The 14,312-nt window shown below is 64.6% G+C and carries 14 protein-coding genes and 3 pseudogenes; 15 read left to right on the top strand and 2 right to left on the bottom strand.

Features of this window, described 5'->3' with window-relative positions; all coding sequences use genetic code 11:
• The 4 genes from qatB to qatD form a co-directional block, all read left to right on the top strand.
• On the top strand, nucleotides 1-720 hold a 720-nt coding region (qatB, locus tag NW75_RS11360; protein ID WP_033965396.1), incomplete at its 5' end, for a Qat anti-phage system associated protein QatB.
• Nucleotides 717-1,304, top strand: a complete 588-nt coding sequence (locus tag NW75_RS26435) for a hypothetical protein (RefSeq protein WP_231565147.1) — start codon at nucleotides 717-719, stop codon at nucleotides 1,302-1,304. The genes qatB and NW75_RS26435, both read left to right, overlap by 4 nt.
• Nucleotides 1,301-2,065 carry a Qat anti-phage system QueC-like protein QatC gene (qatC, locus tag NW75_RS26440; protein ID WP_231565148.1) on the top strand — a complete coding sequence of 255 codons (765 nt, stop codon included), beginning with the start codon at nucleotides 1,301-1,303 and terminating at the stop codon, nucleotides 2,063-2,065. The genes NW75_RS26435 and qatC overlap by 4 nt, the downstream gene beginning before the upstream one ends.
• Before the next feature lie 8 nt (nucleotides 2,066-2,073).
• Nucleotides 2,074-2,826 carry a Qat anti-phage system TatD family nuclease QatD gene (gene qatD, locus NW75_RS11370; RefSeq protein ID WP_033965352.1) on the top strand — a complete coding sequence of 251 codons (753 nt, stop codon included), beginning with the start codon at nucleotides 2,074-2,076 and terminating at the stop codon, nucleotides 2,824-2,826.
• 262 nt (nucleotides 2,827-3,088) lie between these two features.
• Here the strand turns inward: qatD and NW75_RS11375 are convergent, their stop codons facing one another.
• A complete protein-coding gene (locus NW75_RS11375) occupies nucleotides 3,089-3,469 on the bottom strand; it encodes a response regulator (protein ID WP_231565152.1) in 381 nt (126 codons plus the stop codon).
• A gap of 20 nt (nucleotides 3,470-3,489) precedes the next feature.
• The gene (locus tag NW75_RS11380; protein ID WP_052192370.1) at nucleotides 3,490-3,906 is read right to left on the bottom strand and encodes a response regulator; all 417 of its coding nucleotides are present in this window, start codon (nucleotides 3,904-3,906) and stop codon (nucleotides 3,490-3,492) included.
• Between the two features lie 182 nt (nucleotides 3,907-4,088).
• Between NW75_RS11380 and NW75_RS11385 the strand changes: the two genes are divergently transcribed.
• From NW75_RS11385 to NW75_RS11425, 11 genes and pseudogenes are all read left to right on the top strand, one after another.
• Nucleotides 4,089-4,484: a hypothetical protein gene (locus tag NW75_RS11385; protein WP_156143025.1), complete on the top strand. Its 396-nt coding sequence runs from the start codon at nucleotides 4,089-4,091 to the stop codon at nucleotides 4,482-4,484.
• A 366-nt stretch (nucleotides 4,485-4,850) separates the two neighbouring features.
• On the top strand, nucleotides 4,851-5,069 hold the full coding sequence (locus NW75_RS26450; protein WP_231565149.1) for a hypothetical protein: 219 nt from the start codon (nucleotides 4,851-4,853) through the stop codon (nucleotides 5,067-5,069).
• Between the two features lie 125 nt (nucleotides 5,070-5,194).
• Nucleotides 5,195-6,012, top strand: a pseudogene (locus NW75_RS26455) (DUF932 domain-containing protein); the annotation flags it as partial.
• A 612-nt stretch (nucleotides 6,013-6,624) separates the two neighbouring features.
• Nucleotides 6,625-6,966, top strand: a complete 342-nt coding sequence (locus tag NW75_RS25155; protein WP_197057794.1) for a hypothetical protein — start codon at nucleotides 6,625-6,627, stop codon at nucleotides 6,964-6,966.
• A complete protein-coding gene (locus NW75_RS22910; protein ID WP_197057795.1) occupies nucleotides 6,921-7,586 on the top strand; it encodes a reverse transcriptase/maturase family protein in 666 nt (221 codons plus the stop codon). Before NW75_RS25155 ends, NW75_RS22910 begins: the two co-directional genes overlap by 46 nt.
• Nucleotides 7,583-8,470: an HNH endonuclease gene (locus NW75_RS22915; RefSeq protein ID WP_052192371.1), complete on the top strand. Its 888-nt coding sequence runs from the start codon at nucleotides 7,583-7,585 to the stop codon at nucleotides 8,468-8,470. The genes NW75_RS22910 and NW75_RS22915 overlap by 4 nt, the downstream gene beginning before the upstream one ends.
• 85 nt (nucleotides 8,471-8,555) lie before the next feature.
• Nucleotides 8,556-8,933, top strand: a pseudogene (locus NW75_RS11405) (DUF932 domain-containing protein); the annotation flags it as partial.
• A 175-nt stretch (nucleotides 8,934-9,108) separates the two neighbouring features.
• Nucleotides 9,109-11,274: a ParB/RepB/Spo0J family partition protein gene (locus NW75_RS11410; protein WP_033965398.1), complete on the top strand. Its 2,166-nt coding sequence runs from the start codon at nucleotides 9,109-9,111 to the stop codon at nucleotides 11,272-11,274.
• A 70-nt stretch (nucleotides 11,275-11,344) separates the two neighbouring features.
• Nucleotides 11,345-12,403 (top strand): DUF7146 domain-containing protein, encoded by a 1,059-nt coding sequence (locus NW75_RS11415; protein WP_033965358.1) that lies wholly within the window; start codon nucleotides 11,345-11,347, stop codon nucleotides 12,401-12,403.
• 314 nt (nucleotides 12,404-12,717) lie between these two features.
• Nucleotides 12,718-13,646, top strand: a pseudogene (locus NW75_RS11420) (DUF2493 domain-containing protein).
• 43 nt (nucleotides 13,647-13,689) lie between these two features.
• Nucleotides 13,690-14,148 (top strand): hypothetical protein, encoded by a 459-nt coding sequence (locus tag NW75_RS11425; RefSeq protein ID WP_033965359.1) that lies wholly within the window; start codon nucleotides 13,690-13,692, stop codon nucleotides 14,146-14,148.
• Nucleotides 14,149-14,312 lie beyond the last annotated feature (164 nt).

Here is a 14,312-nt window from a genome sequence, read left to right on the forward strand (position 1 = left end):
CCGCGCACAGTAAACCCTATGCCGGGCGCGTCCGACCGGTTCACTGCGCCCAGGAGCAATTTTTCGCGCTTCGCCAGCTCCGGCGGCAGCGATCGGCGAAGCCTCGGCCGAGCCGTCTCCGGCTACGTCTCGAAGTCCGCGGGCGGCTCCGCGCGCGCGGCTCAACGGATGGGCTCGTCACGGGGCGCGGGGGCCGGCCTTGTCCGTTTCCTCAATGACGCGAGCGCCAACGGTGTTCGCGAGGCCCTTCGGACACTCAACCTGGAAGGCCTCGCGGGTCGCCCGATCGAGGAGGTATTCGCCGGCCTCGCCGACTATATCTGCCCGGAAGGCGGGACCATCGACGAAGGCATCGCCCGCGACGCCTTCATCGAGACGATCGCCGATCTCGCCGCTGCGGGCATCACCGATGTCGATGGACTGACCCCCGCTCAGATCCAGACCGTGTTCGAGCTCTACGCGACGCACGCCATAGAAGCCCGCATCTGCAACGACATAGGCACGAAGGCGGTGACCTTGCCCGCCGACCCGCGGGCCGCCGAACGAGTGGAAGCACAGTTGCGCGAATTCATCCAGCGCGGGGTCAGCGACGCCGTCAATGCCGCAGGCGTCAATATCCAATCGCTGACGCCAGACGCCGTCACCGGTTTCGTCAATGACGTCTACCAATCCGCCTTCGAGATTTTGCAGACGATGGGCGACGGGGAGGCTGCCGCGTGAGACGCCATCTGATCATAGGCCGCTTCGGCGAAGAGGACCGTACGCGCATCCCCAAAGCGCGCGATGAGGTCATGTCACCTTTGCAGCTCCTCGCCGGCAAGCGGCTCGACCATGGTATCGGCCGCGCATTGAGCGACCTGAAGGCATTGTCCCTTTCGCCCAGCGAACTGGGCGTCGATCTGCTCGTCGTGGCGGCTCATGTCCACGCCGCCGATACGAGGATCGCGCGCGCGACCGAGGCACAAGACGCATGGACACGCGAAATCCGGCTCGTGGTCCCGGTGAGCGACCCCAATCTTTGGACGGGCGCCGCGCCGATCCTCGTGCGAGCCCTCAACTTCCTAACAGGCGACCGTTGGCAGGTGGGGTTCCGCAAGCGACCCAGGCCTTATCTTTCGCTCGCTCCGTCACTTCCGCCGTCACTCCTCCCGCCCCCCTTCGACGGGATCAGCTTGTTTTCAGGTGGGCTCGACAGCCTCATCGGCGCCATCGACACCCTGGAGGCCGGTGGGACGCCGCTGCTGGTCAGCCACGCCGGTGAGGGTCTCGTCAGTGCGTCGCAGGAAGCTGTTTCGCCGGCTTGAAATCGACCTACAAGGCTTCGGCCTTCAACCGTCTGCGCGTGTGGATGAGCTTTGAGGGCGGATTGATTCAGGATGTCGGGTCCGAGGACACCACGCGGGGTCGCTCCTTCTTGTTCTTCTCGCTCGGCGCCGCGGCCGGGACCGCGCTCGGCGGTCCTTTCACACTGAAGGTTCCCGAGAACGGCTTGATCGCGCTGAACGTTCCGCTCGATCGGCTCCGCCTGGGCGCGCTGAGCACCCGCACCACGCATCCGTTCTATATCGCGCGTTGGAACGAGTTTCTCGCTGCGCTGGGCATCCCGGGCGAGGTCGACAATCCCTACTGGGACGAGACCAAGGGCGATATGGTGGCGAACTGTGCAAATCCGGCGCTCCTGAACTCCCTCGCGGCGTCATCACTGTCCTGCTCCTCGCCGGCGTCTGCGCGATGGGCGAAGAAGCCGCAGGGCCACTGCGGCTATTGCCTGCCCTGCCTGATCCGACGTGCCTCGCTGCGCGGACAGGATTCGACGGCTTACGGCTTGTCCGACCTCACCGCCGCGGCGCTCGACACCAAGCGCGCAGAAGGGCAGCAGGTCCGCTCCTTCCAGCTCGCGATCGCGCGCCTGGCGGCACGCCCCGATCTCGCGAGGATCCTGATCCACAAGCCTGGGCCACTCTACGACAAGCCCGAAAGGAACGACGCACTCGCCGACGTCTACCGGCGAGGTCTCGATGAAGTCGGCCGTTTATTGGCTGGCGTGCGCACCGCGCCCAGCTAGGAGGGGCCATGACCGCCTCGCTCGTCGATTTCCATTGTCATCTCGATCTCTATCCGGACCATGTCGAGGCGGTGCGGCGTGCCGAGGAAGCGGGCGTATTCACCCTTACCGTGACAACGACGCCACTCGCCTGGGCCCGAAACCATGAACTGGCGGCCCCGACCCGGCATGTCCGCGCGGCGCTCGGTCTTCACCCTCAATTGGTCGGCGAGCGGGAGCATGAACTGGCGCTCTGGAAGGAACTCCTCCCCCGGACCCGCTACGTAGGTGAGGTCGGGCTCGACGCCGGCCCACGATTCTATAAGTCCTTCGACCGACAGAAGAGCGTGTTCGGCGAGATCCTGCGCACTTGTGCGGCGGCGCGGGGTAAAATCCTGACGGTCCATAGCGTTCGCGCCACCAAGATCGTCCTAGATATGGTCGAGCAACATCTCCCACGAGATCGCGGCCGTGTCGTGTTGCATTGGTTCACCGGCACCCCGGCCGAGGTCAAACGCGCGACACAGTTGGGGTGCTACTTCTCCGTCAACTCCGACATGCTGGCCAATCCCAAACGGGATGCCACAAACCGAGCAATACCCATCGACCGATTGCTCACCGAGACCGATGGGCCGTTCACCCGCGTCGAAGGTAGGCCGACCCGACCGGAGGATGTTCGGTCGGCAGTTCTCAGTCTGGCGCGAACGCGCAGCACGACGGCGGACCAAATGGCCCTAACTGTCCTTCGCAACCTGAAGTCGCTTCTGGGAGAAGGCATCTAGAGGGGCTCGTTCCATCGGCTCGCACTAACAACCATGCTCAGAAATATGGGGTTCCAGCGTGAGCCGGGCGCCCTCCGATTCAACCCGCGCCTCATCGACAATCCGTTGCAGACGGTCGTATTCCTCCTTTGGAGACGTCGCCATCTTGTTTTGGAGAACCGTCACGGCGCGCGAAAACCGCGCGGTTTTCTCCTCCTAGTCACCAACCAGCCGCGCCTTTTCTTCGCAGTCCATCGTTTGCTCTTCGCGCTCAACGCCGACCTCAGATGCCAGGCTCCGGCGTTCCATTTCGCGCTCGCGCCGCCACTTCGCTTTTGATGCGATTGAGCAGAAGCGAGTGATCGTAGGGCTTCGACAACAGCGGGCCGTCCTCGCAGAGGTCCTGTGCCTTGGCGGCCGCTTTCTGGACGGTGCCGGCGAGAATGATCTTTGCCTCGATACCGTTCGACCGCATCCAATTCGCAAGACCGAAGCCATCGATCTTGCCGGGGCTGCTCACGTCGGCCAACACGATGCCGATGGCAGCGTTGACCGTCGTCAGCACCTCAACCGCTTCATCGGTATTCAGGGCTTCGACCACCTTATAGCCGCAGTCACGCAAATATTCAGCGAGCGGCTTCCGCACGAGCACGTCGCTCTCCACCAACAGAATATGGGGATTAGTCATACCGCTTCACTGTTCGACGTGGAACCGTCCCCCGCGCCGCCCAGAATGGCACGGATCTTCTGAGCGACCTCGCCGAGTACATAGGGCTTCGTCATCAGCGGCGTTCCGTCGGTCTCGCCCGGCAGCAGATGCCCAGACGTCAGGATTACCGGGATATGCGGGTAGAGAAGCCGCACCCGCTGGGAAAGGCCTATGCCATCCAGCGACCCTGGCATGCGCACATCCGAGAAGACCACTCCTACGTCCTTATGTGACCGCAGGCATTCCAAAGCTTCGTCGGCTGTACCAGCCTCGATGACATGGAAGCCACAGTCTCTCAGGTAGTCGCATATGACATACCTTACCAAGATCTCGTCTTCAACGACGAGTATCGACGTGCGTTCTTCTTCCGAGTCGGATGCAGGCAGGATCATCTCACCCCCTTTCCGACACAATGCCCAAGCTGATCCCAGGTTCCTGGAGCGGCACGAGCCGGGCGCCGTAGCGCGCCTCGGCGCACAAAAAGGACGGACTGGCCGACGGAGCGCGTGACCGGTAGGAGTGATCGGGGTGGGGCAGGCAAATGCAGGAAACTCTCGTGCGACACCTCCGCAGCATGGGCGAAAATTTCTGCGCATCGGCAGAACGATTCGACGGGACTGACGGGGGCCGCACCGACGAGCATGTGTTCCAAAATCTCCATTGGGGATTGGAACTGCTGCTGAAGGCCTACCTTCACCATCGCGGGTGGTCGGATGCGCGCTGCATCGCAGATGTCCGACACGATCCCGGCAAGGCGCTCGCCGCGTGCGAGCGGGAGGGGCTCGAGGGTATCGACCCCGAGATTCGCGCCTTCCTGCAAGCCCTCAGCCCTTTTTCGCGTGTCCATCGTGTGGCCGAGTTCGTGGAGGCGGGCGCCGCCGGCTGGACTGCGGCGGACGCGATCACGGTGAGCACCCGCCTTCGAAAAGCACTCGACAGCGGCTTTTGGGTGCAGGGCGGCGAGGGATGAAGCATTTCCCCGGGCCAGCCCGTGCTCTCACCGAACCCCATGTGCGGGCGGCACCCGGAGGCAGTGCTGAAACTCCGCGTCGGAGCGAGGCACGGCGACGCGCCCTGCAAGACACGACTTTGGCGCTGCCCAACCCTACTTTGGTTCACTGGACACAAGGGTGCCGAGTCAGGAGAGAGATTTGTCTGATGAGAGCGAAGGTATACTAACAAGCATCAAACGCTGGGCGCGACGGATCAAGCGGGACGTCGAGGCGCTCTGGATTGCGGCGCGTGACCCTCGCGTGCTTGGTATGCCAAGGCGGTCTGCGCCGCGATCGCAGCGTATGCGCTTTCACCCATCGACCTGATCCCCGACTTCATCCCCGTGCTCGGTTATCTGGACGAGATGGTCCTGTTGCCGCTGGCGATCCTCCTTGCTGTGCGCCTGGTCCCACCTCAACTCATGGCCGAGTTTCGCGCGGAGGCCGACTCGCGAGCGGACCGTCCTGTCAGCCGGGTGGCAGCCGCGTCCATCGTCATCCTCTGGATCGCGGCCGCGATCCTGCTGCTCTGGCTGTTTTGGCCGAGGCCTATGACGGGCTAGAGCGCCGCGTATTCCGCGCATCCTGCCCCGCAAGCGCCCATAAGAGGAAGAGGGCAGCGGCTATCGCCGTGACGGGTTGAGGGTCGAGAGAGAGGCTCCCGGCCGGCTCGTCATGGAGATGAGTCATGACCGAAGTTGAAGTCCTGGATACCCGCCCCGATGCGCGCGGCGGCTACAAGGTCGATGTCAGTCGAGGTGAGCGAATCGGCCGCGTGTCGTCCGAGTGGTTCAACCGACCGGCCGACGAACGCTACCTATCACTGTCAGAGCTGATGGCGTCGGTAAAGGGTCGGGCTGAGCGCAGCCGCACCCGCACCGTCGAGAGCGCGGCCGTTCGCGTCGAAGCCAGCCGCGACAATTCAGAGCGGCTCGACCTGGTGCTGCCCGGCTCCGGGGGCCTGGTCGCACCCACGCACTGGAGCTTCGGCCAACTCGCCGCGCTGGTCGGCGCGCCGGCCGCCTATCTGCGCCAACTTCCGGCGCCGGTGGCGGGCATCAACCTGCAGTACGGCCTCACCTCGCACCGCGCCGAGCAGGTCAAGACCCTCGAGACGGATGACGGGCGCGTCGAACTGTGCGCCGTTACCGGTCCAGACTATGGCCGCATCTATGATCACGAGTTGGTCGCCGCGGTGCAGCGGATCGCGGGCAACGGCACCGGCGACACCCGCTGGAAGGTGCCAGGCGTGCTCGATTGGTCGACCGGCTTCTACAATCCGCGAGTGGACATCACCCAGGACACGACGACGCTCTACGCCAGCGACCGAGACGTGTTCCTCTTCCTAGTCGACGACCTCAACCCGATCGAAGCGGGGCGCCTGCCCGATGGCTCGCCCGACCTCTACTTCCGGGGCTTCTACTGCTGGAACTCGGAGGTCGCGCGAAGACGCTCGGGATGGCCAGCTTCTATCTCCGCGCCGTTTGCCAGAACCGCAATCTCTGGGTGCGCCATGGTGGCGCGATCAATTGAGTGAAGGATGACTTCTCAGGAAACCAAGGAAAGCCTGATGCCCACCCAACTTACCTCGACCAGCAATGGTTGCGACCGGGAAACCGGCGGGGGACAACAGCATGTTGGGACAAGGCGTCCTCCGGGCCGAAACCATTGTAGGCTATCGGGACGTCAGGGCAAGACGTGCATGGTGAATGCTGGATTGCGTGAAGCCCAGATTCAGGAACTTTATTCGGGTCGTGACGCAGCAATGGTTGACGCGTCATGCCGTGCGAAGGGAGGACTACCCCATAGCGTCCTCCTAAACTTGGTCGCACGGTCCACCTCTCGTCGAGAGGCCAACGATCGAACGGGCCACCTACCCACGTCGCATCTCACTGATCGTGTAAACATGGGATCGCCTAAGCGGGCACCTCTCCGGTGTCCCGTAAGGCGACGGAGCCGCCATATTAGCCAAACGCCCGGGGTAATGACCGGGACAGCCATCCACGGATGGACGGGCATGAGTGAAACCGGCCGGGCAACCGGAAGGGGAATCTCCTCTGCGCGGGTGAAGGGCGGCGCGCTTGCTGGGTCTTTCAACTTCATAACGGAGGTCTGCTGATGCAACCGCTCACCGTAGAGAAGAGACTTGACTCAATCATCGACCTGTCACGCCAGGGAAAGCGTATCAACGGTCTGTTCCGGCTGCTCGGCTGTCCGCTCCTTTGGGAACGGGCCTATGGGCAGGTCGCTCCCAACAAGGGGGCGCTCACGCCCGGCATCGATCCCGACAACACCCTCGACGGCTTCTCGCTCGAAAGGATGGAACGGATCATGACCGCCGTGCTGGACGCTCGTATCGCTTCTCTCCGGCCCGCAGGCAATACATCCCCAAACCCAATGGGAAGAAACGCCCGTTGGGCATTCCTACTGCCGACGACAAGCTGGTGCAGGCGGCGGTGAAGATTTTGCTCGAACATGTCTATGAGCCGGTCTTTGCCGATCAATCGCATGGCTTCCGCCGGGGGCGGTCATGTCACAGCGCCCTGACTGAAATCAGGCGTACATGGCATGGCGTGAAGTGGCTGATCGAGGTCGATATAGTCGGCTATTACGACAACATCGACCATGACATCCTGCTGGGTCTTCTACGCAGGCGCATCGATGACGAGCGTTTGATACGGTTGATCGGGCGTATGCTCAAGGCTGGCTACCTCGAAGACTGGACGTTCCACCGAACGTTCAGCGGCGCTCCGCAAGGCGGCGTGATCTCGCCGGTCCTCGCCAACATCTACCTCCATGAACTCGATAGGTTCATGGCGGAGGTGAAAGCGCGGTTCGACAAGGGGCAGACGAGACGGCGCAGCGATGCCTATCTCGAAATCTCCAAGCAGATCCAGATCCGACGCAGAAAGATCGAACGGCGGCGGGCCAATGGCCAAGAGGAGGAAATCCCGGCGCTCGTCGAAGAGATCAGGGAATGGGAGCGGCGACGGCTCGAAGAGCCGGCTCTCGACCCGTTCGACCCCAACTACCGCCGACTCCGCTACTGCCGTTATGCCGACGACTTCGTCATAGCGTGATCGGCAGCAAGGAAGACGCCCGCGGCATCATGGCCGAGGTGAGGACGTTCCTCGCCAACGGTCTGAAGCTCGAGGTGTCTGAGGAGAAGAGCGGGATCAGGAAGGCGGACGAGGGTGCCATGTTCCTCGGCTATCAGCTGAAAACATATGGCGATGGGCGAACCAGGCGCATGATCAAGGGCGGCCGTGCCGTCACCATGCGCTTGCCCGGAGATCGTATGCAGCTTCACGTGCCGGTGGACAGGCTAGCCCGGTTCGCAGAACGGCAACGTCTCGGCAATATATATACCAACCGGGGCGAGGCACGCTGCGAACTGATCAACAACTCCGATGTCGCGATCCTGACCGGATATAATGCGCTGATGCGCGGGCTGGCCGAGTATTATAAGCTCGGCACGCTCTGGAAAGATGAAGTCGGACGGCTGCATCACCTCTGGTGGTGGAGCTTCATGAAGACCATCTCGCGGAAGCACAAATGCTCGGTTCGGAAGACGGCAGAGAGGCTCCGGAATGGGGATAGCCTCGGCCTGTGGTATGAGGGCCGCCACCAGCGGCGCTTCATGCCGATGTTCCGCCTCAAGGATGTTCGGTCAACCCCGGCATCCGCGCGCGTCGACCGCCAAACGCTTGCACATATCCACTTCGCAGGACGGAACGACATCGTCGACCGCTTGCGAGCAAGGGCATGTCAGGCGTGCGGTACGGAAGATGTGCCGGTGGAGGTGCATCACGTCCGTAAGATGAGTGATATGGCTGGGACCACCTTGTGGACCCGCGTCAAGGCGGCCCGGACGCGCAAGCGCACGGTGCTTTGCCACGACTGCCACGTCGCGCATCATGCCGGGCGATTGCAGGAACGACTGGATCGCATGGTGCAAGCGTAGAAGCCGGATGATGGGAAACCATCACGTCCGGTTTCGTGGGAGGGGTAGAGGATCATCCCTTTGGGAACCCTCGCCCCTACCCGACGGCGTCGAAGACTTCGAGGAGATCACGATCCGGCACTCCAAATATGCCGCTTCCCGTTTCGCTCACGAGGCGGCGCCGGCGCTGACGCGCTTCGCGAACTCTTCACCGGCGCCTTTCATCAATGGCATCAAGGCCGCCCGGGCGCAGATCGTCGCCCGCACGGACGAGGACCGGACCGACTTCCTGCGCAAGCGTGGATTCGGTAAGGCCGAAACCGCCAAGATCATCGAGGCGGTGCTCGTCGAGGAGGGCCGCGCGCCGACCAGCGTCTTCGACTTCGTCCAGGGCATCACCGCTGTCGCCCGCGACAAGCCGCACCAGGACGCGCGGCTGGATCTCGAAGCCCGGGCAAAGAAGCTCCTCGACCGCGCGGCCTGACTCCTGCCGAGCCGTGGAATCGGCTTTGCCGGTTCGCGGCTCTCCGGCTCTGCGCTTTTCCTGATCTACGTTTCTGCGGCGTCGCTCTCTTCAGAGGAAGAGGGCGGCGCTGCGCTTCGTGACGGGTAGGAGGCCGAGAGAGAGGCTCCCGGCCGCCCGTCGTGGAGTGAAGACCATGGCCCAAGCGGCATCGAAGAAGATTACCCTGTCGTCCTCGCGCGACATCCCCCTCAACAAGCTCGTGCTCTCCCAGTCGAACGTCCGGCGCGTCAAGGCCGGCGTCTCGATCGAGGAGCTCGCCGAGGACATCGCCCGGCGCGGCCTGCTGCAGGGCCTGTCGGTTCGCGCCATCGTCGGCGAGGACGGGACCGAGACTGGCATCTACGAGATTCCGGCCGGCGGTCGGCGGTTCCGGGCGCTGGAGCTTTTGGTCAAGCAGAAGCGCCTTGCCAAGACTGCCCCCGTGCCCTGCGTCGTGCGCGACGACGGCATCGCCGAGGAAGACAGCCTCGCCGAGAACGTCCAGCGCGCGCCGCTCCACCCACTCGACCAGTTCCGGGCCTTCCAGGCGTTGCGCGAAAAGGGCCAGTCCGAGGAGGATATCGCGGCGGCGTTCTTCGTGCCGGTCGCGGTCGTCAAGCAGCGGTTGAAGCTCGCCTCGGTGTCGCCGCGCCTGCTCGACGTCTATGCCGAGGACGGCTTGACGCTGGACCAGCTGATGGCCTTCACCGTCTCGGGCGATCATGAGCGCCAGGAGCAGGTGTTCGAACGACTGACGCAAGGCTACGACAAGCAGCCCTACGTGATCCGGCGCATGCTGACCGAGCACGCCGTCCGCGCCTCCGACAAGCGGGCGCAGTTCGTCGGGATCGACGCCTATGTCGAGGCCGGCGGCACGATCCTGCGCGACCTGTTCCAGGCCGACGATGGCGGCTGGCTGCAGGATGTCAGCCTGCTCGAAATGATGGTGACGGAGAAGCTCCGGGAAGCTGCGGCCGAGGTACAGGCCGAGGGCTGGAAGTGGACCGAGGTCGCGACTTCGTTCCCCTACGGCCATGTGTTTGGCCTTCGTCAGCTGCGCGGCGAGGAGGTCCCCCTTACCGAGCAGGAGGAAGCCGCGCGTGCCGCGCTCCAGGCCGAGCTCGATGGACTGGAGGCCGAATACGCCGAGGCGGACGAGCTGCCCGAAGAGGTGGACGCACGCCTGGGCGAGATCGAGACCGCGCTGGAGGCCCTCGATCAGCGGCCGGTACGGTTCGACGTCGACGAGATCGGGCGCGCCGGCGCCTTCGTGAGCATCGACGCCGGCGGCAGTGTGCGGATCGAGCGCGGGTTCGTCCGGTCGGAGGACGAGCTGCCGATCGAGCCGGAGGAGGACAGCGCCACCGGCGAACTGACCGGCGATGGCGAGGAGACGCGGACCGTCGCGGCTCAGGTCGACGACGATGGCACGACCGTTCAGGTCGGACACGTCGAGGAGCCGGAGGAGGATGAGGGCCTGAAGCCCATTCCCGACCGGCTGATGGCGGAACTCACGGCGCATCGCACGATCGCGCTGCGCCATGCGCTCGGCGAGAACCCGGACGTGGCGTTCCTGGCGGCGCTGCACGCGCTCTGCATCCGCGTGTTCTACCGCTACGCGCTCGACACCTGCCTGGAGCTCGACCTGAAGAGCGCCGGCTTCGCCGCTCAGGCGCCGGGGCTCGCCGATACGCCGTCGGCCCGCGCGCTCGATGTGCGGCATCAGGCCTGGGCCAACACCCTTCCCAAGGAGCCGGAAGAGCTCTGGGACGCGCTCGACGGCTTCGATGCGGACAGCCGGCAGGCGCTGTTCGCGCACTGCGTCGCGCTGTCGGTCAACGCCGTGATCGAGCCCTACAATCGCCGGCCGCGGGCGATCCTCCATGCCGACCGACTCGCCCAGGCGGTCGATCTCGACATGGCAGGCGCCGGCTGGACCCCGACCGTTGACGGGTTCCTCGGCCGGGTCACTAAGGCGCGCATCCTCGCCGCCGTGCGCGAGGCGAAGGGCGACCGGGCCGGTGACCGCATCGAGCACATGAAGAAGGGCGACATGGCGGAGACTGCCGCGCAGATCCTCGCTGGCTCGGGCTGGCTGCCGGAGCCGCTGCGCACGCCTGGGCGGGCGATCGTCACCGCCGCTGCGGAGACGACCGCCGATGGGGGGATCGCGGCGCCGGCCCCGGTCGAGCCCGCCGACACCGAGGTCGTCGAAGAGACGGCGGAGGACGGCGGCGAAACGGCTATGGGCGAGTTCGAGCCCGTCGACGATGATGAAGAAGCCGAGGCCAACGTCCCCCACGCCGTCGCGGCCGAATAACGTCCGTCAACAAACCCGTCTCCACCTCAGGCCCGCCGGCGATGGCGGGCCTTCTTTTCTGGGGTCGCTCATGCCGAACACCGCATCAGACCTCGCGCAACGTCTCGGCCGTCAGGCCGAAGCGGTCTGCCGCCATTACCTTTCCGCCGGACGCCGCGAGGGCCGCTACTGGCTGGTCGGCGACGCGCGCAACGCGACCGGCCGGTCGATGTTCGTCCGGCTGCAGGGCTCCGAATCCGGCAAGGGCGCTGCCGGCAAATGGACCGATGCCGCGACGGGCGAACATGGCGACCTACTCGATGTGATCCGCGAAAGCTGCGGCCTCCACGGTTTCAAGGACGTCGCCGACGAGGCGCGCCGCTTCCTCAGCCTGCCGCATCCCGAGCCGACGCCCTGTAAGCGTTCGTCCCACCAGGCCGCCGCTCCGACAGGGTCGCCGGAGGCGGCACGGCGTCTAATCGCCATGTCGCAGCCGATTACGGGCACTATCGCTGAAACGTATCTGCGCAAACGCGGCATTACGGCTTTGCACGCAAGCGGGTCGCTGCGCTTCCACCCTCGCTGCTACTATCGCCCCGACCAGCATTCTCCGACCCAGACGTGGCCGGCAATGATCGCGGTCGTCACCGACCTCAACGGCAGGATCACCGGGGCGCACCGCACCTATCTTGCGCCCCCTGGCATGGATTCTACGACAGACGGCAAGGCGCCGATCGAAACACCAAGGCGGGCGATGGGCGAGCTTCTCGGACATGCCGTGCGCTTCGGTGTGGCGCACGAGGTGATGGCGGCCGGCGAAGGCATTGAGACCATGCTGTCGCTACGCCAAGCGCTGCCTGCAATGCCGGCGGCCGCGGCGCTCTCCGCTGCGCACCTCGCTGCCATCCTCTTCCCCGACACACTGCGCCGGCTCTACATCGCGCGCGACGACGATCCGGCAGGCGACCGGGCGATGGCGACCTTGATCGACCGAGCGGACGCGGCCGGCATCGAGGCGATCGTGCTGTCGCCAAGCCTAGAGGACTTCAACGAGGATCTGCGCATCCTGGGTCAGAATCGCCTTCGGGCCGCTTTGCGGGCGCAGATCGCGCCGCACGACGTCGCGCGTTTCATGGAGCTGGCGGCATAGGCCGAGAATGGATGTGGCAGGCAATCCGGTCTCCGCCTCGCTCAGATGCTTTCCCGTGTCGGGGAGGACCGCGCCCCGGCCTTCGAGAGGGCGATCGGCCGGCAACCGGGCCGGACCGGCAATGTCTGCAGCCGACTATTTTCCGGCGCGGCCCCGTGGGCCGCTTTCCATCGCGAAACAAAATAGCCGGCCTCCGCCATCCTCCGCTGACGCTTCGGCCCTGCGCTTCGCTGCGGGTGCAGGTCCGGTCCGCTCGCCAGCTTTCGTCGCCATGAAGGCCGCGAGGGTCGCGGTCACGACCGACGGAGCATCCCATGAGCGAGCATCACGACCACGAACCGGACCACGCCGCATCTCCCACCGACCATGTCCTCAGCGAACTTCAGCTCTATGGCTACCGTCCCTTCGCGGACGACCCCGACCCGAGGGAGCTGCCCGATGGCAAACATGTGCAGGCGCCATCGCGGACATCTTCGACGCCCTGATCTCGACGCTCGGAGACACCCGCCTCGAGCCGGACCTCGACGACCTCCTCTGGTCGACGGTCAACCTCTTCCACCGCGCCACCGAGCGGATCGAGCGCGAACTGGACGACAACGAGCAGGCGCAGCGCCGCTCGCAGCGCGAGCAGGACGGCAGCGAGGTCAAGTCGGTCGAGTTGGAACGCCTCACTGCCGAAGGGCAGACGCTGATCGAGCGGCGCGACGCCTTCGAACTGATGCGCGACCAGGCCGCCGAGCAGTTCGAGCGCCAAACCCGCTCATCGTGGAGACCCCGCAGCGGATCGATGGTCAACCACCGCCACCTGACCTCGGCGATGATCGACAGCCGTGATTTCCTCGCGGCGAAGAAGCGGGCCGAGACGCAGGTCATGCTCCCGGCTGGCCCGAAAATCGCCTTCACCGGCGGGCTGGACTTCAACGACCACCGTCTGATCTGGGCCAAGCTCGATCAGGTCCACGCCAAGTATCCTGACATGGTGTTGCTCCACGGCGGTTCGCCGAAGGGCGCCGAACGCATCGCATCCCGTTGGGCGGACCATCGCAAGGTGCCGCAGGTGGCGTTCAAGCCCGACTGGACCAGGCACGCCAAGGCCGCGCCCTTCAAGCGCAACGATCAGATGCTGGACGTGCTGCCGATCGGGGTCCTGCATTTCCCCGGCACCGGCATTCAGGACAACCTCGCCGACAAAGCCAAAAAGCTCGGCATCCCGGTTTGGCACTTTGGAGCCGGGGCGAGTTAGCCCCGGACTTCCGCAACACCAACTATTTTGTTAGGATTTGCCAATGTCCGACGATCCTATCATGACAGAAATCCAAGCAGCCATCACGACCTTACAAAGTGGTGCACGAGCCGAAGCGCGCCAAGCATTCGTGGATATCTGGGTTAAAATTGAGCTCGATCCAAGACCCCTCCATGAGTGCACACTGGCGCACTTCATGGCCGATGCGCAGGACGACCTGCAGGATGAGCTGGCATGGGACCAGCGAGCGCTAGCTGCAGCGCTGCGCTGCACCGACGCCGAAGCTAAAGGGCATCACGACAGCCTATCTATTGCGGCTTTCATGCCGTCGTTACATCTCAACCTCGGCGACGACTATTTGCGCCTAGGAGACAGAGCGGGTTGCCAGCGCCATCTCGCGGCTGGAATGGCCGCCACCGCAGATCTGCCCGACACGCCGTATGCGAGCATGATTCGCGGCGGCTTGGATCGTCTGGCTGAGCGTCTCAATTCGGTGCCGTAGGACCGTTCCGTTTCAGGCCGCGCACTGTTGCATTCCCCTGCGGGCTCACGACAAGGGCGAAGTCCGGCCCGTATCCAGAACAACCATCGAACCACCCATCGCCGGCCACCATCTCCCGCTTTGCTGCGCTGATCCTTGGTCCGACCGATCGCTTGACGCCATCA

The sequence above is a fragment of the Sphingomonas sp. Ant H11 genome (assembly GCF_000797515.1).
Classification (GTDB): Bacteria; Pseudomonadota; Alphaproteobacteria; order Sphingomonadales; family Sphingomonadaceae; genus Sphingomonas.

Coding starts and splice junctions, on each gene's coding strand:
- qatD (WP_033965352.1), top strand. CDS start 2,074: ATGACCGCCTCGCTCGTCGATTTCCATTGTCATCTCGATCTCTATCCG.
- NW75_RS11380 (WP_052192370.1), bottom strand. CDS start 3,906: ATGATCCTGCCTGCATCCGACTCGGAAGAAGAACGCACGTCGATACTC.
- NW75_RS11385 (WP_156143025.1), top strand. CDS start 4,089: ATGGGCGAAAATTTCTGCGCATCGGCAGAACGATTCGACGGGACTGAC.
- NW75_RS25155 (WP_197057794.1), top strand. CDS start 6,625: ATGCAACCGCTCACCGTAGAGAAGAGACTTGACTCAATCATCGACCTG.
- NW75_RS11410 (WP_033965398.1), top strand. CDS start 9,109: ATGGCCCAAGCGGCATCGAAGAAGATTACCCTGTCGTCCTCGCGCGAC.
- NW75_RS11415 (WP_033965358.1), top strand. CDS start 11,345: ATGCCGAACACCGCATCAGACCTCGCGCAACGTCTCGGCCGTCAGGCC.
- NW75_RS11425 (WP_033965359.1), top strand. CDS start 13,690: ATGTCCGACGATCCTATCATGACAGAAATCCAAGCAGCCATCACGACC.